The sequence below is a fragment of the Longimonas halophila genome, assembly GCF_002554705.1.
In the GTDB taxonomy this organism is placed as follows: Bacteria; Bacteroidota; Rhodothermia; order Rhodothermales; family Salinibacteraceae; genus Longimonas; species Longimonas halophila.
In genome coordinates, this window is sequence record NZ_PDEP01000002.1 from 107786 (window position 1) to 128835 (window position 21050).

The window sequence follows — 21050 nt, forward strand, 5'->3', positions numbered from 1 at the left end:
GTGTACCGACGCCCGTTTTGAAAGATCATCCCCGCTCGCAGACGGCGTTGGGCCTAATGCTGTGCCCCCCTGAGCAGCGCGTTGCTGCTTCGGCAAAGAAACGCCCAGCCCCCGGCGTAGACCGGGTTACGTAGCGATCACGCAGCCGTTGGGGACCAGCTTGCATGTAGGCGGTGTGAGGGATACACTATATGTGTGCGTTGACACATTGGTACATGCTTCACAGGCATCACTCACACGCACCGCCTCCCATAACGTGTTATGTCAAGTGTGTTGATATAAGTATAGGATATGCGGCATCAGCAGAATTCGAAGATGTATTTTCATCTACTCTATTTCTCAATCCAGCCAATCGGATGGCATACAGAAATAAAACTTTCGTAAGCTTTGACAGCGAAGACCTCCACTACTATCGCTTGATGTGTGCATGGAAGGAGAATGAAGGAATCGACTTTCATTTCTTGGATGCGCACGACCTCAATACAGCTCGGGACACAAGTCAACCTAAAACAATCAAGCGCAGACTACGGGAGAGGCTTTCCAATACCAAACAGGTGGTTATGCTGATAGGGGATAACACTCGCCAAAAGGCAGCTCGATCATATTCATTTTTGCATTACGAGGTGACCACGATAGTAGACTTAGAGATTCCTGTAGTGTTTGCCAATCTGAATAAGTGCAAGGAGTCTGAAAGCCACCGAATCCCGAAGGCTCTTCTTGATCGTTACAGCATGTCCGTTGCATTTGGGCCATCTATAATCAAATATGCGCTAGATAACTTCCCGTCTAAATATCATGACAATCTAGACTCTGCAGAAGATAGTCAAAAAACAGGCCCTTACTATTATAAGAAATCGGTATATACAAAAATACAAAGATGAAATATTCTAACTATTCGGCGTGGGGATCTCGTGCGGCGATACTCAGGTTAAGCAGACGATTCGTGCAGGTTCTCGGGACATTTTGGTTGATTATTGAACCGATGGGCCTTTGGTTACCCCAAAAGTTCGATTGGGGGCTAGAAGGTTACATTGGTTTAATATTGTTTAGTTTGTTTGTTGCTACTACATGGGCTTGGCCAAAAGATGCTATTACCAGAAAGCTTCCACTCTCTGATACTCGGATTACTGTTGAAGTAAGTGATCTTTTGGATCAAAATGACAACATTATTGTTGGGGTAACTGATGTTTTTGACACTGAGATAGGGGATGTTATTTCGTCCACAAGTGTGCAGGGACAGTTGCAATCTCGAGTATTTCCTAACACTGGCGACTTAGATGATCTGATCGATAATTCTCTAGACGGAGTTGAGATTAGCCGGGTCGACAATAATAAAAAAAGAGGAAAAAAAGAAAGATACCCCATCGGAACTGTTGCTGTTGTCAATCAAAACGGAAGGCGTTACTTTCTATCCGCTTACAGCAAAATGAGGGCCAACCTTCAGGCCAAATCTGATATTTGTAGACTCACGAGTTCACTCGAGAAGTGTTGGGAGGAGATTCGAGTGAATGGACAACATCAACCTGTCCACATGCCGATTGTTGGTTCTAGTCTCTCACGAACGGGGTTACCCCGAGCATTGCTACTGCAGTTTATTATTCTTTCGTTCCTTGACGAGGAGAGAAAATCAAGTCTTACTAGTCACCTGTATATTCACGTACACCCAGACGACCGAGATCATGTTAATTTCGTGGACTTAGAAGAATGGTTATCAGGGTTGACACGCGCTGTTTAGGAGCCTAATGTTGCAGAAAACCTCGCTCTTATTACGCCAAACTGAAGAGCAAGGTTGGCGCATAACACATGTTGCACCTGAACCCGGGCTGCTGTCATTTTCATGCGTTGCAGGTAGAGCGGTTCGCTTCTTTCGAGCGGTAGTGATGATGCGAGCGAAAGGAAACGTTGTCGAACGCAGCCGTTCAGGCGGTGTGAATACAAGTCAAACGTCTTCCTACGCCCGGGTCAGGTGAACGAGTCCGTTATCCAGAGCATACAGAATTAACCGGTGGTACAACTCAATAGCACACCGCAAGACACAACCGTAGTGTCCGAGACGCTAAGTCCTTATCCGTTAAACCATCCAGATTCATGGACAGCGATTGCTGATTCGATATCACGGCTGACAGCGGATACCCTCAAGGTGAGTGTCTTGGACACCAGTCCTTGGTACACTGAGGTGACAGTCGTGGCGTCACTTCTTGCTGTGGCCGTTTCTTTTGGGACGCTCTTTTTTCAATTTTTCTATTGGGGCTATTTAAAACTTGCGGAGGTGAACTCCTTCGGGATGTGGATCAAATATTCCGGTTCTATACCTCGGCAGCCCACCCGCAGTGAGATGCGTTTGCTGATTCAACAGGATACGCCGACTGGAGAGCCCAACAGGGTTCTTTTCGTTTTGCCTTTATTATTCTGGAATACAGGAAACAGGAATAAGGAAATACTGAATATGCGCTTGAAGGTCAACTTTGGCGATGGGGAGCAAATCTTCAAACCAAACCGCTTTGTCGAAAATATGGGGATGGGAGAGGATGGAAGCCACGAGCACCCGACACCTGTAAACTGGATTCACCAGATCGTGCTCAGGGAAAAGGAATCGGAGCTTCGTTTCGTTGAGTTCTTTGGAGAAGTTAATCCAGACTTAATGATTTTCGACAGAGGAACGACTATCTCATTTAACCTTGAGGTTAAAACAGCTAGAAGTGGAAGTTTCCAATCTTATGGACGCTTTACCGCTTCCATGAATGACATCATAGACAACAGTGGGGGATCTGAATATACGGTCTATTACACTGAGAAGGGAGCACCTGAAAAGGCAACTCAAAGCTCTGCATAACCCCCGATAGAGGTGACGGAGGGCCAAGGTTGTCATCAATCGAGGTCTGGTGGGCGGTTTCGACTTCGCTGGTCGGGAGTGGCGATGCCGTAGAATGGAAACTCCGTCCGGTGTTGTTATTTTGTCGGCTAGCGCTCCGGTTGGGCGTTTTCCCGCCCTCCGCACCTCAGCTTCCACGTTATGCGTCATGAAAGGGGCTATCTATGATTCTCTATAAGTATGTCACTCCTGAGAGAGTTGACATTTTAAAGGACAAACAAATTCGCTTTACGCAGCCGGGCAGCCTGAATGATCCGTTCGAAACCTTGCCCGTCATAGATGCTATCGTGGATCGTGATCAGATCGGTGGTGTGATCGAAGGCTTCTTTAACCTCGCAACTTTCGACCAAAACAAGTTCAGTCGACTTTATCAACAAACGCTGGAGGAGGTCTTCGAGGAGCATGACATCCCAGAAGAATACCAGAGCTTAGTTCGGCAATATTCAGAGAAGGAGGCGCTTCGCTTGGGAAAAGCAATCGCTACTCCACTAATGGAAGCCGCGCTCGGCCTAGAATTTGACGGGGCAAGGCAGAAAGCTCCCCAGCTCTTGCAGGAGAGCCTGAGTTCCGAGCTGGGAATCCTCAGCTTAGCAGAAAAGCCTGACAACCTACTGATGTGGTCGCATTACGCGGGTTGTCATGAAGGATTTCTAATCGGCTTCGACGCCACCCATGGCTTTTTCAATCAGCGGAAGAGTTCGAAGGATCTGATCAGAAAATTGGAAAAAGTTCAGTATTCAAAGACGCGACCTAAATTTGAAGGGCTTGACTTCAACAAGCCAGAGGTTCAACCGGCAGAAAAGATTGCCAGCACTTTCTTCTTCACCAAGAGTGAGCACTGGAAGTATGAGGATGAGTGGCGAATGGTACAAAGCTTAGAAGATGCTGATACCGAGTTTGAAGCCGACGATGAGCGTATCTGTCTGTTTTCAGTTCCGGAAGGCGCGTTCTCGGAAGTCGTTCTTGGAGCGAGGATGAATCATGAAAGACGTGATCACTTGATTGATGTGATCAGGAGTGAAGAGGCATTCGGTCACGTTGCAATAAAACAGGCGGCGGTAGACTCCGAAGAGTTCCAGCTTAATATTATATCAGTCACAGATACTTAGGTAGCCTGTTGTCGCATAACAACACGCTGCACCGGACGGTGTCGGTGTACGCCTTGTGAGGAATGCCGCGTCTCGACTGCTCACCGCATGGCGTGGCGTGAGCATCGGTGTCCGGCACAGCCCCGCACTTCCGCTCTGTTCTTGTGGATGCAACATCAGCCGTTTGTATCCGCTGCAGGCCGTTGAAGCGTTCTCTTCTGCCACATACCGATCTCTCTCCCAGCGTCCCCATTGCGCATCATGCGTTTGCTCCCCCGCCCCGCATCGTGCATCCGCGTCTGCCTTTTTGCGTTCAGCGCGCTCATGCTCACGCTCTGCACTGCCCATCCGGCCATGCTGTATGCTCAGGATGCGCCCGAGTCCCGCGAGCCGGTGCGTATTGAGGATGCGCAGGGCAACACCATCACGTTTGAAGTGGGCGAGGCCGCGTTTGCCGATTCGGTGACTTCGTTTACGCCCGGCGACCCGATGTCCGCCCAAGACGCCACGCAGGGCACCCTCGCGCTCGGGCTGCCCAACTACGAGCGGGGGCAGGGCATCTCGACCGCCATCACCCTGGGCTGCGGCGGCGTGCTCCAGGTGCAGTTCACCGACAATGTGCTGGTGGATGGCCCCGGCCCCGACCTCCACATCTTTGAGGTGGGCCCCGACGTGGAGCCGACCTTCGTGGCCGTATCGACCGATGGACAGGCGTGGCAAGACGTGGGCCAGATCGAAGGCGGCACCGCTTCGGTCGACATTGCCGCTGTTGCGGATTCGGACGATGTCTTCCGGTTCGTGCAACTGACCGACGACGGTGAAGACTGCAGCGGCAGTTACCCCGGAGCGGACATCGACGCCGTGGGTGCGATCAACGCAAGCGAGGTCGTGGAGCTTGCCGGAGCCCTCCTGTTCGATGTCGACAGCAGTGCGCTCCGCCCTGCGGCCCAGACTGCCCTCCGCGACATTGCCACCACGCTGCAGGAGCGCGGCGTCACGTCCGTCACCATCGTCGGACACACCGATGCACAAGGCGACGCCACCTACAATCAGACGCTTTCTCTGGAGCGTGCCCGCAGCGTACGCACGTACCTTGTGGATACGCTGGGCGTTGCCGACATGGACGTCGCGGTGCGCGGCGCAGGGGAATCTGAACCTGCAGCATCGAACGACACCGCCGAGGGCCGCCGCCAAAACCGCCGCGTCGAGTTTATCTTTTGAGAACGGGTTGTGCTATAGGTTCAGAAGTCGCACAGCCCCCCGACGCCCGTCATCCAGATCCGGAGCCGAGCGAAGCGACGCACGAAGTAATCCATTCGCCGTTTGAGGGCGAACTCACTTCGCTAACGCATCCCTCCATTGGGGCATGGATCCCAGATCGTCTACCGACTGCTGTCGGCATCCGTCTGGGATGACGGTGTGGGGTCGCTTCTCTGCACGACACCAAATGTACGTCATCTGTCCGCCTCGCGTGGGTGTGGATGGACGAATGGATGGATGTTGTACTCCTCCAACCGTCCACACGTCCATCCCTCTATACACCAGCTACAACACCCCGTGCTTGGTTGCCACCTCCGTAAACGCATCAATGGCGCGGTCGAGGTGGGCGCGGTCGTGGGCGGCAGACATCTGCACGCGGATGCGCGCTTCGCCTTTGGGCACCACTGGATAGCTGAAGCTGATCACGTAGATGCCGCGCTCCAGCAGATCGTCCGCAATGGCCGCGCTGGACTTGGCGTCGTACAGCATGATGGGCACAATCGGATGATCGCCCGGCTTAATGTCGAACCCGCGCTCGGTCATCTCTTGGCGGAAGTACCGGGTGTTGGCCCAGAGCTGCTCGCGACGCTCGGCACTCTCGGTCAGCATGTCGAGCACCGTCAGGCTCGCATTCGCAATCATGGGCGCCACCGCGTTCGAAAAGAGGTACGGACGCGATTTCTGGCGCAGCAGGTCGATGATCGGCTGCTGGGCGGTGGTGAATCCGCCCGTGGCGCCGCCCAGGGCTTTGCCCAGCGTTGAGGTGATGATGTCCACATCATGCAGCGCGCCCTTCGATTCGGAGGCGCCGCGCCCGCCCTCGCCCATGAAGCCGGTCGCGTGGCACTCGTCCACCATCACGAGGGCATCGTACTGGTCGGCCAGCGCGCAGATCTCGTCGAGCTTCGCCACGTCGCCGTCCATCGAAAAGACGCCGTCGGTGGCAATCAGGCGGATGCCTGCATCCTGCGCATCCTGAAGCTGCGTCTCCAGGTCGTCCATGTCGCTGTGCTGGTAGACGTAGCGGTCGGCCTTGCACAGACGAATGCCGTCGATGATCGAGGCGTGGTTCAGCCGGTCGCTGATAATGGCATCGTCGGGGCCCAACAGCGTTTCGAACAGACCCGTATTCGCATCGAAGCACGAGTTGTAGAGGATGGCATCCTCCTTTTCGTGGAAGTCAGCCAGCGCATCCTCCAGCTCCTTATGCACCGTCTGCGTGCCGCAGATAAACCGCACGCTGGCCACGCCAAAGCCGTACTCGTCCACACCGTCCTTGGCGGACTGCATGATGGCGGGGTGGTTGGCCAGCCCCAGGTAGTTGTTCGCGCAGAAGTTAATCACATCGCCCGAGGCCACAGAAATGTCGGCATCTTGCTGCGAGGTGATGACGCGTTCCTCTTTGTAGAGGCCATCGTCTTTAATCTGTTGCAGTTCGGATTCGAAGGCGGAGAGATCAGACATAGGTCGGATGCAGAAGTTAGCAGGTGCGTCGTACGAATGGCGTGGATTTCGCGCATGTAGCAGTCCCTTCGCGGCCCCAGCGTACCGATGCAGCCAGCAAGCTTAGGGACAGCGTGAGAGGCCCATCATGTTCACGCATGCTGCGGCTGCGTGTTGGCTTTGGGCAGATGCGCCAGCATGTCGGCGGTCATGGCGTCGAGGTCGTACTCGGGCTGCCACGCCCAATCGGCACGGGCAGCGCGGTCGTCGATGGTGGCGGGCCAGTTGTCGGCAATGGACTGGCGGTCGTCAGGATCGTACGAGACGGCAAACCCCTCGGCGGCGTGCTCACGCAGGTGCGCGGCGAGTTCCCCGGCACTGAAGCTGAACGCCGTGAGGTTGTAGCTGTCGCGCACGGACAGCGCGCCCGGCTCCGCCTCCATAAGACGAAGCGTAGCACGGATGGCGTCGGGCATGTACATCATGGGCAGGCGCGTGTCGGGGCGCAGGTAGCAGGTGTAGGCCGTGCCCCGCGCCGCCGCCCGGTACATGTCGATGGCGTAGTCGGTGGTGCCGCCGCCGGGCTCGGTCTGGTGACTGATAAGGCCCGGATAGCGCAGGCTGCGCACATCGACGCCGTGGCGCTGGTGGTAGTAGCGGCAGAGCAATTCGCCACTGCGTTTGGTAATGCCGTACATGGTGGTGGGGTTGAGCACCGTTTCCTGCGGGGTGTCGTGGCGCGGCGTAGACGGGCCGAAGACGGCGATGGAGCTGGGCCAGAACAGCTTCAGGCTGTGCTCACGGGCCAGGTCGAGGATGTGCTTCAGCCCGTTCATGTTCACATCCCACGCCCGGTCGGGGTGCTGCTCGCCCGTGGCCGAGAGCAGGCTGGCCAGATGGTACACGGTGTCGATGTCGCGGGTGGCAATGACCTCGTGCAGGGCCGCTTTGTCGCGCACATCGGCCGTGACGTGCGGGCCCGGCGCGCTGCTTTCATGCGCCGGATGCAGGTCGAGCCCGACGACCGCCTCGAGGCCGTGGCGCTGCCGGAGCATATCCACCAGTTCGCTTCCGATTTGGCCGTTGGCTCCTGTAACCAGGATCGTTTCCATAGAAAGATAGCAGGTGGCTGTGCAAGGGGAAAGCACGTACGGCTCAAAAAACGAGAGGTCCCGCAGCACGTTCGGAACCGCTTCCACTATTCGTGCAATGTCCACGCATGGGCCACTTTTCGATGCGCAGGACGTGCAGGGACACGGTGCGCCGTGCCTCTACGCCGACGTACTGGAGGCAGCATCGGATGGGCGAGGCGGAGCTGCTTTGCCATCGATGCGCACCGGCATGGGAGTGGTCTCGCTGCCGGTGTAGAGCGTGCGGTGCGGGAACGGAATCTCGATGTTGTGCTCATCGAACGCAGCTTTAACGGCGAGCGGAATCTGTGTGCGAATCTCCAAGAAGTTATCCGACAGCGCCCATACCGAAAACTGGAAGTTGATCGACGACTCCCCAAAGCCCTTAAACAGCACCATGGGCGCAGGCTCATCGAGGCTGAGCGGATGCTCGTCGGCTACGTTGTTCAGCACCTCACGCACGCGGTCAAGATCTTCCTTGTACGCGACACCAATTTGCAGATCGAAGCGGCGAATGGGAAAGCGCTGCAGATTGGTGATTTCGGCCTTAATCATGGTTTCGTTGGGGATGCGCACAAACAGGTTGTCGAATGTCCGCAGCTTCACCGACAGCAGGTCAATAGCAATGACTTCGCCCGTGGTGGTGCCCACGCGCACGACATCGCCCACGCCGAAGGGCTTTTCGCCGAGCAGAAAGAGTCCGCTGATAATGTTGGAGGCCGACGTCTGCGATGCAAAGCCCAACGCCACCGTTAGGATGCCCGCTGCGCCCAGCAGAATGCTCAGATCCATCCCCAGGTCAGACAGGGCCGAGGCGATGAACAGCCCCAGGATCCCGTAGAAGGCCACGCGGCGCGTAAGCATCGAGCGGTGCGCATCATCCTGCTGGCCAAGCAAGCGTACCAGCCCATGTCCGGCCAGGCGGGCCAGCACGAAGCCCACCGCGATCTTAACGATCGCCCAGAACACGCCTACGGCACGCGGATGCCCCAGCAGCGATTGAGCCGTCGATTGCAGCAATTCCAGATCCATGGCGCAAACTGGCGGGTAAAAAGGGAGTAGCTGGAAGGCGCGAGCGAGCATCAAGGAAATGCGTCAACGTTCTGGGCCTCGACTCACTTCGCTTATCCAACATAAGAAAAAGATGGAGAGCAGTTCGCAGACCAATGAAGAGAGCGTCTGTCTGACTACTCCCCTGGGTCATCCTGAACCGCGATCCCTGTCGAGGAAAAGGATCTCAGCGCCTCCCACACGCCCCCTACCCAGGCCAATCGGCGTCTCACTGCAGGCGCGGTAGCAACGCTTCCCAACGGCACATGCTTGAGATGCTTCACTGCGTTCAGCATGACTATAACGAATGGGCAGTCACGCCACTAAAAGAAGCAGCTTACGAGCCGAAGAGCGCGCCCACAGCGCTGAAGGTGCTTACAAAGAGGTTGCGCCGCACGGGCTCGCGCGGCTCAGTAAGGCGCGTTGCTCCCTCGGCTTCCGGCGGTGCCCCAGAACGAATGTGCACGGCTGCCGCCGGGCCGGTGGCCCCGCGATTGGCCTCACGCTCCAGGGTCAGCGCCTGCGTCCACAGCACCGCCTCATCGGTTTCGTAAAGGGCCAGGTGGGTCGCCGGCATCTGCACGCGCTCCAGAAGCAGCGTGTCGTGTGCCTGATTGCGAATACGAATGGGCGTGATGGCGCGGTGCGGACGGCGTGGCACGTTACTCAAGTGCAGGCGTCCGGTCGTGCGGGCGGCGTAGCAGAGCTCACCCGCTCGGGTCGACGCCCCAAACCACGTGTCCGACAGGCGCACGGTGGGCATTTCGAGAAGCTGCTGTTCACGCTCATGCACCATGATGCGCATCCATAGCGGCGTGCTCACAAAGAGCGTAATCGCTTCGTCGGGCGGAATGGAGATGGGGTGCTCAGGGCGCACCACCAGCGCACGATCGGCCAGAGCAGGCTGTACACGCAGCGTGGCCTCGGTAGCATGCATGCTGTAGCGTGCCAGCGTGTACGCGTCGGGCGGATCGTCCCACGAGAAGGCGGCCTCGTCAGCCGCCGTGGGCCCTTCGCAGGTGTTGGCATCGTGGAGCGGATCGCGCCCGGCCTCCCAGGCCACGCGCCACTCATGCGCATCCCGAAGAATCCAGCTGTGCAGTGCCCCCAAACGCCAGTGGTACATCTGCTGCACGGGTACAGTGTAGGGGCCCCACCACGGGGTCACAGGCGCATCGGCAGGGACAGTTGGCATGGCGTGAGGTTGTCACATCAGAAAACACCGGACGGTTCATGATAGACGCTGACGCCATGAACAGCAACCGCTGTGGGCAGCTGGGATCTGCCTTTGCCCTAAAAGTGCACCTGCACCTGCGTGCGTAGCACTACAGGCTGCACCGTGCTGTCATCAATCGGCGCAACAGCATCGGTTTCTACTCGCAGGTAGGAGGTCGGCTGGTACGTGTAGCCGACGCCCAATTGCGTAGGCGCCTGCGGAGCGGGTCCGTTGTAGCGCACCCAGTCGGTTCGCGCTCGGAGCGTGTGGGCGGATGCGACCTGGTACGTGCCAGTGGCGTACGCGCCCGTCTCAATTGTGCCCGGTGCCGCCTCGGTGCGCGTCAGGGCCTCTATCGTAAGACCTACCGCACGGTGCCAGATATGCACATTACCGCTGTAGCGCGTGCTTGGCCCATTCTGCGCTGCAGCGCCTGCCGGATCGTGGGCCACGCCTGCGCCCACGGCGGCACGCCCTGCATCCCACTCGGGCGTCCAGGCCAGCCGCCCTACGTAGAGCAACTGCTCCTCAGCGGTTGACTGGGCAGGCGGATCCAGACGCTCCGATTCTGCGCCCAGACGGGCCCCGTTAAACACACCGGCCTGTACGCGCCATGCACTGCGCGACTGATACGACACGGCGGCGCCGGGCGTACGGCTTACGCCAAGGGCGCGCACGCTCCGCGCCCGCAACACAAACGGTGTAGCCGACGACGACACAAGCTGTCCGTAGCTGAACGCCGGACGAAACTGTCCGCCCCGTAGCATCCAACGCGGGTGGAGCTGCAGGTCGACATGGGCGTCGGTAACGATGAGATCATCCACGAAGTCGCCCTCCAGTTCGTAGCTCACCCCATCCACCGGGGCGCCCGACACGGCAAAGCGGGCCCGGTCTACGCCAAAGCCGTCGGTGTAGAGCGTGGGATGGCTCTCGGCATGCGCCGAGGCCTGCACCAACACGCCGATGGTGGGAACGTGTGTGCTGTCTGGAGCCGACTGCGCCTCAACGGAAACGGGCATTCCCAACAAAAGAAGAAGTGACGACAGCACCGCTCCGCTCAAAATGAGAGCCCTGTAGGTGGCAACTTGCGATATGACAGATGAAACCGATTGGTCTCCAGAAAGAGCGTTCTGCATGCGCATGGCGATTTGCGTGAGGAAGAGACGGCGAGCCCAAGAGCAGTTTACTCATTTACGACAGAGAGCTCCTCCACATCAATCTCTGGACTCCGCATGAAGTCCTTCTCGACTTCGCCATAGATGGCAACCGTCATATCGGGCGTGATGCGCTGGTTGCGGAACAGATCGTCGTCGATCTCAACGCGTATTTCGCCGGTGCCATCAGTGAAAATGTATTTTTCGTCGCCGACCTGCTCGATGATGGTTCCTTCCAACTGTACGGTTTGGTCGTCGTTGGCCTGATCGGCAACCACCTCAACCGTAGTCAATTGACTCTGGGCGCCGGGCCCTTCGAACTGGGCCTGTGCAGGCTGTGTGCTTACGCTAACAAGCGCCAGCATCATGAAAACAAACAAGGAGATCCGCATATCTCGTGTGGGCCTTGGTTAGGGGAGTGTGCGTTTATTTCGTTCCCCTATACGACCGGTTCCTTGCAGACAGCTTACCGCCCGCTTACAGTTTTGTAAGGTTGGGTGGTATGCCAGGAGATGCGACGGCGGGGCCGCTTTCGCGACTGTGTTACGGCAGCCAGACGTGCATGGCAGTTCCTTCGTTTGTCTCGCTCTCTACCTCGATGCGTCCCTCGTGCGCCTGTACAATAGCCTGCACCAGGCTTAGCCCCAACCCCAACCCGCGCTCGGTGCGGCTCTGGTCGCCACGGTACAGCCGATCCCAGATACGCGGCTGTTCATGTGCCGGAATGCCCATCCCGGTGTCGCGTACCGTGAGGCGTGCGGCGTAGGTATCATTGGCGGGCAGAGCAGCTGCCTGCACAGTAACGCGTCCGCCCGGGGGCGTGTATTTCACCGCATTGTCGAGCAGATTGGCCAGCGCCTGCCGCATGCGCCCCGCATCCACCTGAACGAAGAGCGGTTGGGGGATGTCTGTGGTAAGCGTGATGTCTTTCTCATCGGCCACGAACTGGTAGGCGTCCACAACGGTCGCGGCGAGGTCGCTCACAGCCATGCGCGATCGCTGCAGCGACACCGTGCCGGTTTCCATCTCCGCCACGTTCAGGATGGTTTCCAGCACTTCGAGCACCGTATCCGAGGCGTTCAGGGTGTTGGCCAGGGCATCGCGGAGTTCGTCTTCGGTCGTTGAATCGCTACGCACTGCGAGTTCGGCCTGTCCGCGCAGCCGCGTCATGGGCGTACGCAGGTCGTGGGCTACGTTGTCGAGCGTGGTGCGCATGCCCTCTACCAGACGCTCGATGCGGTCGAGCATTTGGTTGAACAGGTGAGCCAGTTGCGCAAACTCGCCCTGCACCTCGGGCACCGGGGCGCGCTTTCCGACATCTCCGGTTTCAATGATGGTCTCAAACGTATGCACCACGGTGCGCAACGGGCGCAGCGCGCGGTGGGCCAGCAGCATCCCGCCAATTAGGGCGATGAGTAGCACAGGGAGCGCACTGGCCAGAAACACCCACTTCATTGAACGCAGAATCTCGTCGCTGAGCGGGGCATCCATTCCCACTTGCAAGATGCGGGCGGGGGAGATGCGTAGTGCAAAGGCCTCGATGGGGTCCTGGTCTTGCGCGGCCCCCAGCGGAATCCATGACGCGGTATCAGGCGAATCTGCAGCGGCCAGGCGATCTAAGTCGGGGGCCTGCCAGTTATCGGGGTTGTGCAAGAAGAATGTATCCCCTTGGTCGTTGGTAAGACGCACCACCAGTTCCTGATACTGCTCATCGGCCGCATTTCTTTCCAGCATGCGGCGCATCGCCTGCGGACCGCCTGCTTCGTACGTGGCAGCCAGCTGGCGTGCCTGCGTCTCCATAAACGCACGGTCGGGCTGCTGCAGGAAGTAGACGAGGAGCCCATACGCCAACGCTCCCAGCACAATGACACTCCCAATGAAGAGCACCGCATAGCCCGCCACCAGGCGCCACCCGAGTGGATACTGCTTCCAAACCTGCAGGTCTGATATGCGAGAAGGGGCTTTATTCATCGACTTGGAGGACATACCCAGCACCGCGTACGGTATGAATGAGCTTCTGATCGAAGGGCTTGTCGATACTACTGCGCAGCCGGTGCACCAGCACCTCAACCACGTTGGTCTGCGGCGTGAAGTTAAAGTCCCACACATGCTCTAAGATCATCGTTTTCGAGATGATCTGCCCTTCATTGCGCATGAGCAGTTCCAGCAATGCAAACTCGCGTGGCTGCAGCGCTACGGACGCCCCGGCACGCGTTACCGTCCGGTCCAGTAGATTCATAGCAAGTGGCCCCGCCACAAGCTCGGTCGATTCGGCATGCCCAGAGGCCCGCCGAATGAGTGCGCGAACGCGGGCCAACAGCTCGGTGAACGCAAATGGCTTGGTGAGGTAGTCGTCGCCTCCAGCCCGCAGCCCTTCCACACGCTCATCGGTGGAGCGTTTGGCGCTTAAGATAAGCACTGGTGTGTCTACCCCGCGCTTGCGCAGGTGCTGAATGATGTCGAGCCCATCGCGACGCGGCAGCATCAGGTCGATGATGGCAGCAGCATACGATTCGTTCAGCGCGTAGCGATAGCCTTCCTCGCCATCGGCGGTGTGGTCTACGGCATAGCCCGCTTCCTGCAAGCCCTGCGTAATAAAGTCTGCGATCTGATCATCGTCTTCAACGAGAAGAAGGCGCATCGGCAGAGAGATTCAGGTACAGCACAGTGTGCATCGGACCCCGCTTACGCAGCTACGCCGGATGCTGTGCCGACCGGGCGTGCGCGGCGCTCAAGGGCGACCAGGTAGACTGATGGGGGAGGCGATAGCGATTCATCCAGCGAAGGTCGACAAGATGCTTCATACGAAGCGCTGCCGGGCGCATCCACCAGACCGGGCCGGCGCGCCACAGGCCCTGTTCGGTGCCGGTGGATAGGATGAGCGGCGCGACCGGGTACGGCTTAAAGGCACGCAGTCCGGCGCTGTGATAGGCCCGTTCAGGCGGGTTTCCGTTGCGCAGGTGTTTCAGCATGTGGTCCACGTTTTCAGCAAGGACCGGCCCTTGCTTTACGGCATGCACACCGATGCGGGGGAGGTCGGCGTATCCGTCGACGGCGGCGCAGTCTCCAGCAGCAAACACGCGCGGAGCCGAGGGGATCTGCAGCGAGTCGATCACCTTCACGAAGCCCTGGTCGGTGCACGAAAACGGCGTACACTGCCAGAGCGGCGGCCCCACCGATCCGGTGGCCCACACGAGCTGCGTGCAGGGAAGTCGTGTACCGTTGTCGAGCACTACGCGATCGGGGGGACGATGCTGCACGCGCGCCCCCGTGTACAGGCGTCCCCCCTGCCTGGCAAACAGGTCGGCCACGCGTTGGCTGGACCCCTCTGGAAACAACGGAATCAGCCGATCGGCCGGTTCAACCACGGTGATTGTGCATGTGCGCGGCGCGGTGCGGCGGATGCGGGCCTGAATGTTCAGTGCCAACTCGGTGCCCGCGGCCCCGCCTCCGGCAATGACCACGTGCTGCTGCGACGTGCGTTCGGGCAGCGTACGCAGCCATGCCTCCAGCCGTGCAATCTGGTGCATGGGCTTGGTGCCCGTAATCTGCGCTGATCCCTCCGGCGGAGTGGGGTTCGATGCGCCCACATCAACAACCGCAACGTCGTACGGCAGCGTCGTGCCGTAGGCGGTCGTGGCGGTACGGGCGGTGGGATCCATGCGCACCACACGCCCTCGGTGCCACGTAATGCCGGTATGCTGGCACCAGCCTTTCAGGTCAATGCGCACCTCATCTTCTCCGTACACGCCCCCCAGGTGTTCAGGCACCATGCCCGAATAGTAGAGATGCGGATGATCGGAGACCATCGTGATGTCAATGCCGCGTTTGCGCCACGCTACAGCGCGCTCAAACAAGGCCACACTGGCGTGGCCGCCACCAATTAGAAGCAGATGCACAGAGGCGTACCCGTTTTGTATGTGGGATGCGAAGGCTTACGCGGTGGAGTCTACCGGACACGTGGATACGCCTATGAGGCGATACAGCGGGCAGAAGCTCACCGCTCCCGTAAGCAACAGCACGCCGCTTACTACGCCCAGCCCCAGCGCCCACGTGCCGCTGATCACGCCGCCTGCGTACAGGCCAGCTACCACCAGCGCACTTCCAATGCGAAGCATTCGGTCGATCGTTCCTACGTTGGTATCCATTGTAGCTTATTCTATTTGTAGTTACAAGGTCAGCTTTGTGTTATAATATGGGCCCACGGGAAAGTTACACGGCTCCATGCATTCGATGCGACACCGGACCTTCTTTTTCGACAGCGACACCCGTATCATGCAAGCTTTTTCGCTTTACGCCATCGCAGCAATGTTCATAGCCGCAGGCGTAGCGCATTTCATAAAACCGAGCATCTTTACACGTATCGTACCGTCGTATCTACCCGCACCGCGCCTGTTGGTGTATGCCAGCGGCGTCTTTGAGATTGCTGGAGGCGTGGGGGTGCTCATCCCAAGCACAAAAATCTATGCCGGGTGGGGACTCATTGCTATGCTCGTGGTGTTTCTACCCGTACACACGTACATGGCCCGCGACCCCGACAGCCGGTTCTCAGATCTACCTGGCTGGATGCTCTGGCTCCGCATTCCCGTTCAGTTTGTGATCATGGCTTGGGTGTACTGGGCCGTGCTCATGGGGTAAGGTTACCTACAAGATCGCATCGAGGGATCACAAGGCTATGTATTGATGATTCCCACAGTAACACAGCAGCTTCCAGACGCATCCCCAAACAACACTGCGCCGAACGCCCCAAAGGACGTCCGGCGCAGCACAGGATTCGCATAAGCACACCGCACAGCGTGCAGCGTACTCGTTAGAGCCCGTTACTCAATGTACAGCGTGTAGCTTCCGCTTCCGCTATACGACTCAACGACCCACAGGTAATAGCCCGAGGATCCGCTGTAGTCAATGGATTCGCTGGAGCTTGCCGAGGTTGAGGAATCAACCTCACTCCAGTTCCAGCCGTTCCAGCGGTAGAGGTACAGGTCGAAGTCGGCGCTGCTGGGCCCTTCGAGGTAGGCCGTCTCCGAACCGTCGCCGGCGTAGTACGAGCCGTTGGGTTCGTTGGCCGTATCGCCCGATCCGCTCAGCGAGCCGCTGTAGGTAGCGCAGGAGGAGCAGGGGGTGTCGCCACCGCCACCGTCATTGCCACCATCATCGCCGCCACCGTCATTGCCGCCGTCATCGCCGCCGCCGCTGCCGTCAAGGCCGCTGTACAGCAAGAGATTCGGCGAGCTACCAATGCCCGAGAGCGCCCCCGAGGTGGCCGTGTCCGTAAGTCCAGAGAAGACCGATGCGGGCGAGGCGCTGGGGTTGGATTCCAAGTAGAGCGCAGCTACACCGGCGGCGTGCGGAGACGCCATCGAGGTGCCGCTAATGGTGTTCACAGCGGTATCGCTGGTGTACCAGGCCGAGGCAATGTCGGAGCCCGGCGCCCAAATGTCAACGCACGAACCGTAGTTCGAGAAGCTGGAGCGCTGATCCGACGATGTGGTCGAGCCCACGGTGAGCGCATCGCCTACACGGGCAGGCGAAGCGGTGCAGGCATCCGTGTTGTCGTTACCTGCTGCAGCCACGACGAGGATTCCGTCGTTAATGGCGTTCTCCACAGCCGTATCGAGGGCCGAGCTGGCACCACCGCCCAGGCTCATGTTCGCTACTGCTGGGGGCTGGTGGTTGGCTGCAACCCAGTCTACGCCGTCTATAACACCACTCATGGTGCCGCCGCCGCCACAGTCGAGCACGCGGACCGCGTGCAAGGTGGCGTCTTTGGCAATGCCATATGTGCTACCGCCCACGGTACCGGCTACGTGCGTGCCGTGTCCGTTGCAATCCTGTCCGTTCTGCCCGTCGTTAAAGGCATCGAAAGAGGCGACGGCACGTCCGCCAAAGTCGTTGTGGCTCGTGTTAATACCAGTGTCGAGGATGTACGCATTTACGCCATTTCCAGAGGCGTTGTACGTGTAAGTATCATCGAGTCCAGAGCGCTGGTCCACGCGGTCGAGGCCCCACGGGGCGTTCGACTGTGTGTCTACCGCATGCACGGTCTGATCTTGCTCCACGTACGCCACGTCGGGGTGAGCGGCAAGCGCTTCAGCTTCAGCCTCGGTCACGTTGGTAGCCGAAAAACCGCTTAGCGCGTGGCCGTAGGTGCTCCGCACTTCAGCATTGCTCGACGACTTCGCGCTTAACAGCGCTTCGGCCTGTGCCACACGGGCGGCTTCGCTTTTCGCTGTTACCGCACCGTCTTCATACACGACGATAAACTGCCCGTCAATGGGGGTGCTTACTTGCTCGGTAGGCAGCTCGGTAGCAGATGGCGCATCCGCAGGAGGCGTGGTGCTCATGCTTACGGGAGCCGACTCGCGCCCGTCATCCTCAACCGAACTGGGCGAGGAGTCGTCGCATCCGGTCCAAACGAGAGAAGCGGCAAGCACTGCTCCAAGTAAGAGATTGCGATATAGGGGGTGGGTGTTCATGGGTGAAAGCTTGCTTACGCAAAAGAAAAAACGACCCATCCGCCGTGAAAACAACATGCGCAAGGGCATCCTGGTGGGGTCGCCTCACGCTTTCATCAACAGATGTTGATCCCACGTTAACAGTTGCGTTACACTATTTAAACCATTCATTACAATTTACCTGAATCATCACAATATGGCATAACCGTGCTCATTTGTCGTTATCCCGGCTGGGAACCCACCTCAGCCCGCGTGCAGCTTTCCGAAGAATGTCCGCTGCGCCAATGATGCGTCCTGTGTGAAAGCTACACGCCTATCTGGCGTTATACACATCGACCGGTAGCATTCGACCCCAGGGCTCCTGTATGTTGCAAGTGGTCTTTTACCTTGCCTCCCTCATGCCGCCGATTTTGCTATGATCGACCGTTATACCCGTCCCGAAATGGGCCGCCTCTGGAATGCCGAACAACAGTTTCAATCGTGGCTCGATGTGGAGCTGGCTGCTTGCTGGGCGTGGAGCGAAATCGGTGCCATTCCACCTGCAGATGTCGAGAAGCTCTACGAAAACGCGTCGTTTGATGTCGAGCGCATCCGCGAAATTGAGCAAGAGACCAAGCACGATGTGGTCGCCTTTACCCGGGCGGTCAGCGAAACCCTCGGCTCCGAAAAGAAGTGGGTGCACTACGGGCTCACCTCGACCGATGTGGTTGACACGGCGTACATGGTGCGGATGCGCAAGGCCAATCGCCTCATCCGCACCCAGCTTGATGCGCTCATTGAGCAGCTCGCCGAGCGCGCCCATGAGCACAAGAACACCCTTACGATGGGCCGCACCCACGGTGTGCATGCCGAGCCCACCACGTTTGGACTGAAGCTGGCCCGCTTCTACGACGAAATGACCCGGCAGCGCGAGCGCTTCGACCGCGCCGCAGAGGAGATGCGCGTGGGCAAGCTCTCGGGCGCGGTCGGCACCTTCGCACACATTCCACCCGAGGTAGAGCGCCTGACCTGCGAGCGCCTCGGACTACGCCCGGCGCCCATCTCTACGCAGATCCTTTCGCGCGATCGGCACGCCAACTACCTGAGCGTGCTCGCAGGCATCGGGGCTACCATAGAGAAAATCGCAGTTGAGATTCGCCACTTGCAGCGCAGCGAAGTACGGGAGGTGGAAGAGTCGTTTGGATCCGGCCAGAAGGGCTCGTCGGCCATGCCCCACAAGCGAAATCCGGTGGGCTCGGAGAACCTGACAGGATGCGCCCGGCTCCTGCGCGGATACATGGTGAGCGAGTACGAAAACGTGGCGCTGTGGCACGAGCGCGACATCTCGCACTCCTCGGTCGAGCGTGTGGTGCTGCCCGATGCTACGACCATTGTGCACTACGCCTTGCGCCGCATGGCGGGCATTATCGAGCACCTGACGGTGTATCCGGACACGATGCGCGACAACATGGAGCGGACCTATGGCCTCTACAACAGCCAGCGCCTCATGCTGAAACTGATCGACGCAGGCCTCTCGCGCGAGGACGCCTACGACCGTGTGCAGCCCCTGGCCATGCAGGCATGGGAAGAACAGCGCCCCTTCCACGACATTGTACGCGAGGCCGATGCCATCACCGAGCACCTGTCGGTCGACGCCATCGACGAGGTCTTTGACCCGAGCTATCACGTGCGCAACGTGGACCTCATCTTTGAGCGTGTGGGACTGGCTTAGTGCTGTGCCACAGGTGATTCATAGGGTGACGCATGGACTCCCATTTTATAGTCATCCCGGACAAGGCGCCCCTGGCGCCGCTGATCCGGGATCTTTTGTCACCTTCCATGACAATCACTCGTCCGCGTCACCCAACCATTGACGTGTGACAGAGCAGTAGTCTCCGGTGCGACTTGGGCTCTCGGTACGGGCGAACGGGGGACCGTTCGCCTCAGAGGGTTTCCAGAATGGCAGCGGGTGAACAGCCCCGACGATATGAGAGCTCTGCCCCGCGTTTTACGCGATGCTCGATAGCGGCAGCGCCTTAGAGCCTGCACTCACGGCGCTTCGTCGGGCGTGCTGTCGCCCGTGGGGCGTGGAGGCAGCGGCTGGTCGTCGAGGGACCAGCGGTAGGAGCCTTCGGTGCGGCGCTTTTCGTCTTCACTGAGGCCGCGATAGCCGTAGGGCGGCTTGCGCAGCTTGCGAATCAGCGCAATCAAGAACCACCCAAACGGCATGTACCAGGCTGCAATGTCGAGGTCGCGCACGATCTTGTGCAGCCAGTTCTTGGCCGGGGGGCGCTGGCGGTTGCGGTCGTGCGTCACAAACGAAAGCGGCCACCCCAGCGGCGTGGTGCGCAGCCGCTTGCCCTTAATGGCATTCATCTCACGCTTGAGGCTCTCCCAGTCGTAGGGGTTGTCCCCGTGCTCCTCCACCGCCGTATTCAGATCGTGCTGGGCGCGCTCTTGAATCCGCTCGGCCACGCGCACTACCATGTCGCGGCTGGGCGCGTCCACGTCCGTGCAGCCTTCTTCCCGGAGCATCTGGCGTACGTTTACGGGACGCTGTACCACGAATGTCATCTGGCATGGAAATGCCAGGTAGAAGATAAACGGAAAGAGCAGGGCCAGCGGCGCAATGGGGAGCGGCAGGAAGGGAATGCCGAGTACCTTCCGAAACAGCTTGTCAATGGGTTCGAATGTAACACTGGTAGGATTCACCCATTCGGCATTTACCACGCTGACCGGGTACACCGGCGCGTCGTGCTTGGCCGCCAGCACGACGAAGCTGGAATGGAAGTGCTGAAGCTGGTAGCGCCGCGTGAAGCCCTTGCCGATGCCGGGCACCCCCTCGGGATAGTAGATGACCCGGTCGCCGCGTTCCAACAGCCTGTCGTAGTTGGCGAACGTCATATCCACGCCACCGCCCCGCCGCCACCAGTTGTCAAGGTCGAACGGACGCATCCACCAGGTGGCAGCCAACTGGGGCGTGTACACGCTTCGGAATTTGCCTGCCCGGGTGTATCCGGTAGCCCGCCAGAGCGCAGCATCAAGCACAATAGCATCGTGGGGAAAGGCATTGCCGCTGTGGTTGGGCGCCAGGATGAGCGGCCCGTCGTCGGGGAGCTTTTCGTGGCCAATGAGCTTAGCCCGAAAGTAGCGATCCATGACGTCGCCCATAAAGCCGTCAATGAGGCTGTACAGGTAGTCCCAGTCGATGGGATCGTGTGGCGTATCGGTGCGCGCCAGGTTAGGCGCAGGCCCCGACGGCATCTGCGCCTCGTGCCGCCACGGGTCGAACGGCTCAAAGAGCTCCTCCAGATCCTCCGGATCCAGCGTCACGTCAATTGTAAAATCGGATTCAGCAGCCATAGAAGGCGACCAGAGGCCGTTGATGAGTTAAGCAACGAGG

At 58.8% G+C, this 21050-nt stretch carries 19 protein-coding genes; 7 read left to right on the forward strand and 12 right to left on the reverse strand.

The features are described 5' to 3' along the window. Nucleotides 1-356 precede the first annotated feature (356 nt). From CRI93_RS15580 to CRI93_RS02970, 5 genes are all read left to right on the forward strand, one after another. Nucleotides 357-881, forward strand: coding sequence for a TIR domain-containing protein (locus CRI93_RS15580; RefSeq protein ID WP_098061128.1), 525 nt, complete (start codon nucleotides 357-359; stop codon nucleotides 879-881). Further along, complete coding sequence (locus tag CRI93_RS15035) at nucleotides 878-1735, forward strand: macro domain-containing protein (RefSeq protein ID WP_141491536.1); 858 nt, start codon at nucleotides 878-880, stop codon at nucleotides 1733-1735. The genes CRI93_RS15580 and CRI93_RS15035 overlap by 4 nt, the downstream gene beginning before the upstream one ends. A gap of 309 nt (nucleotides 1736-2044) precedes the next feature. Next, a complete protein-coding gene (locus CRI93_RS02960; protein ID WP_141491537.1) occupies nucleotides 2045-2833 on the forward strand; it encodes a hypothetical protein in 789 nt (262 codons plus the stop codon). Between the two features lie 203 nt (nucleotides 2834-3036). After that, the gene (locus CRI93_RS02965; RefSeq protein WP_141491538.1) at nucleotides 3037-3981 is read left to right on the forward strand and encodes a DUF2971 domain-containing protein; all 945 of its coding nucleotides are present in this window, start codon (nucleotides 3037-3039) and stop codon (nucleotides 3979-3981) included. Between the two features lie 240 nt (nucleotides 3982-4221). Beyond that, nucleotides 4222-5181 (forward strand): OmpA family protein, encoded by a 960-nt coding sequence (locus tag CRI93_RS02970; RefSeq protein WP_098061130.1) that lies wholly within the window; start codon nucleotides 4222-4224, stop codon nucleotides 5179-5181. Nucleotides 5182-5505: 324 nt separating this feature from the next. On the opposite strand, the gene kbl is transcribed toward CRI93_RS02970, so the two are convergent. The 10 genes from kbl to CRI93_RS03020 all read right to left on the reverse strand — a co-directional run bounded on the left by kbl (nucleotide 5506) and on the right by CRI93_RS03020 (nucleotide 15361). Further along, entirely contained in the window at nucleotides 5506-6684 is a 1179-nt protein-coding gene (gene kbl, locus CRI93_RS02975) for a glycine C-acetyltransferase (RefSeq protein WP_098061131.1), read from the reverse strand. Between the two features lie 131 nt (nucleotides 6685-6815). Further along, complete coding sequence (locus tag CRI93_RS02980) at nucleotides 6816-7775, reverse strand: NAD-dependent epimerase/dehydratase family protein (RefSeq protein ID WP_098061132.1); 960 nt, start codon at nucleotides 7773-7775, stop codon at nucleotides 6816-6818. Nucleotides 7776-7934: 159 nt separating this feature from the next. Continuing rightward, nucleotides 7935-8825, reverse strand: coding sequence for a mechanosensitive ion channel family protein (locus tag CRI93_RS02985; protein ID WP_098061133.1), 891 nt, complete (start codon nucleotides 8823-8825; stop codon nucleotides 7935-7937). A gap of 355 nt (nucleotides 8826-9180) precedes the next feature. After that, nucleotides 9181-10038 (reverse strand): hypothetical protein, encoded by an 858-nt coding sequence (locus CRI93_RS02990; RefSeq protein ID WP_098061134.1) that lies wholly within the window; start codon nucleotides 10036-10038, stop codon nucleotides 9181-9183. A gap of 98 nt (nucleotides 10039-10136) precedes the next feature. After that, nucleotides 10137-11078 carry a porin gene (locus CRI93_RS02995; protein ID WP_176521649.1) on the reverse strand — a complete coding sequence of 314 codons (942 nt, stop codon included), beginning with the start codon at nucleotides 11076-11078 and terminating at the stop codon, nucleotides 10137-10139. Between the two features lie 164 nt (nucleotides 11079-11242). Continuing rightward, nucleotides 11243-11605 carry a NirD/YgiW/YdeI family stress tolerance protein gene (locus CRI93_RS03000; RefSeq protein WP_098061136.1) on the reverse strand — a complete coding sequence of 121 codons (363 nt, stop codon included), beginning with the start codon at nucleotides 11603-11605 and terminating at the stop codon, nucleotides 11243-11245. A gap of 151 nt (nucleotides 11606-11756) precedes the next feature. Further along, on the reverse strand, nucleotides 11757-13184 hold the full coding sequence (locus CRI93_RS03005; RefSeq protein ID WP_176521650.1) for a HAMP domain-containing sensor histidine kinase: 1428 nt from the start codon (nucleotides 13182-13184) through the stop codon (nucleotides 11757-11759). Further along, a complete protein-coding gene (locus tag CRI93_RS03010) occupies nucleotides 13177-13854 on the reverse strand; it encodes a response regulator (protein ID WP_098061138.1) in 678 nt (225 codons plus the stop codon). Before CRI93_RS03010 ends, CRI93_RS03005 begins: the two co-directional genes overlap by 8 nt. A 52-nt stretch (nucleotides 13855-13906) precedes the next feature. Continuing rightward, on the reverse strand, nucleotides 13907-15112 hold the full coding sequence (locus tag CRI93_RS03015) for an NAD(P)/FAD-dependent oxidoreductase (RefSeq protein WP_176521651.1): 1206 nt from the start codon (nucleotides 15110-15112) through the stop codon (nucleotides 13907-13909). 36 nt (nucleotides 15113-15148) lie between these two features. Beyond that, nucleotides 15149-15361 carry a YgaP family membrane protein gene (locus tag CRI93_RS03020; RefSeq protein ID WP_098061140.1) on the reverse strand — a complete coding sequence of 71 codons (213 nt, stop codon included), beginning with the start codon at nucleotides 15359-15361 and terminating at the stop codon, nucleotides 15149-15151. Nucleotides 15362-15488: 127 nt separating this feature from the next. On the opposite strand from CRI93_RS03020, the gene CRI93_RS03025 reads away from it, so the two are divergent. Further along, nucleotides 15489-15851 (forward strand): DoxX family protein, encoded by a 363-nt coding sequence (locus CRI93_RS03025; RefSeq protein ID WP_098061303.1) that lies wholly within the window; start codon nucleotides 15489-15491, stop codon nucleotides 15849-15851. Nucleotides 15852-16033: 182 nt separating this feature from the next. Here the strand turns inward: CRI93_RS03025 and CRI93_RS03030 are convergent, their stop codons facing one another. Further along, the gene (locus CRI93_RS03030; protein ID WP_217992493.1) at nucleotides 16034-17689 is read right to left on the reverse strand and encodes a S8 family peptidase; all 1656 of its coding nucleotides are present in this window, start codon (nucleotides 17687-17689) and stop codon (nucleotides 16034-16036) included. 394 nt (nucleotides 17690-18083) lie between these two features. Here CRI93_RS03030 and purB point away from each other — a divergent pair, with 394 nt between their 5' ends. Further along, nucleotides 18084-19379 carry an adenylosuccinate lyase gene (gene purB / locus CRI93_RS03035; RefSeq protein WP_098061141.1) on the forward strand — a complete coding sequence of 432 codons (1296 nt, stop codon included), beginning with the start codon at nucleotides 18084-18086 and terminating at the stop codon, nucleotides 19377-19379. Between the two features lie 317 nt (nucleotides 19380-19696). On the opposite strand, the gene CRI93_RS03040 is transcribed toward purB, so the two are convergent. After that, a complete protein-coding gene (locus CRI93_RS03040; protein ID WP_098061142.1) occupies nucleotides 19697-21010 on the reverse strand; it encodes a 1-acyl-sn-glycerol-3-phosphate acyltransferase in 1314 nt (437 codons plus the stop codon). Nucleotides 21011-21050 lie beyond the last annotated feature (40 nt).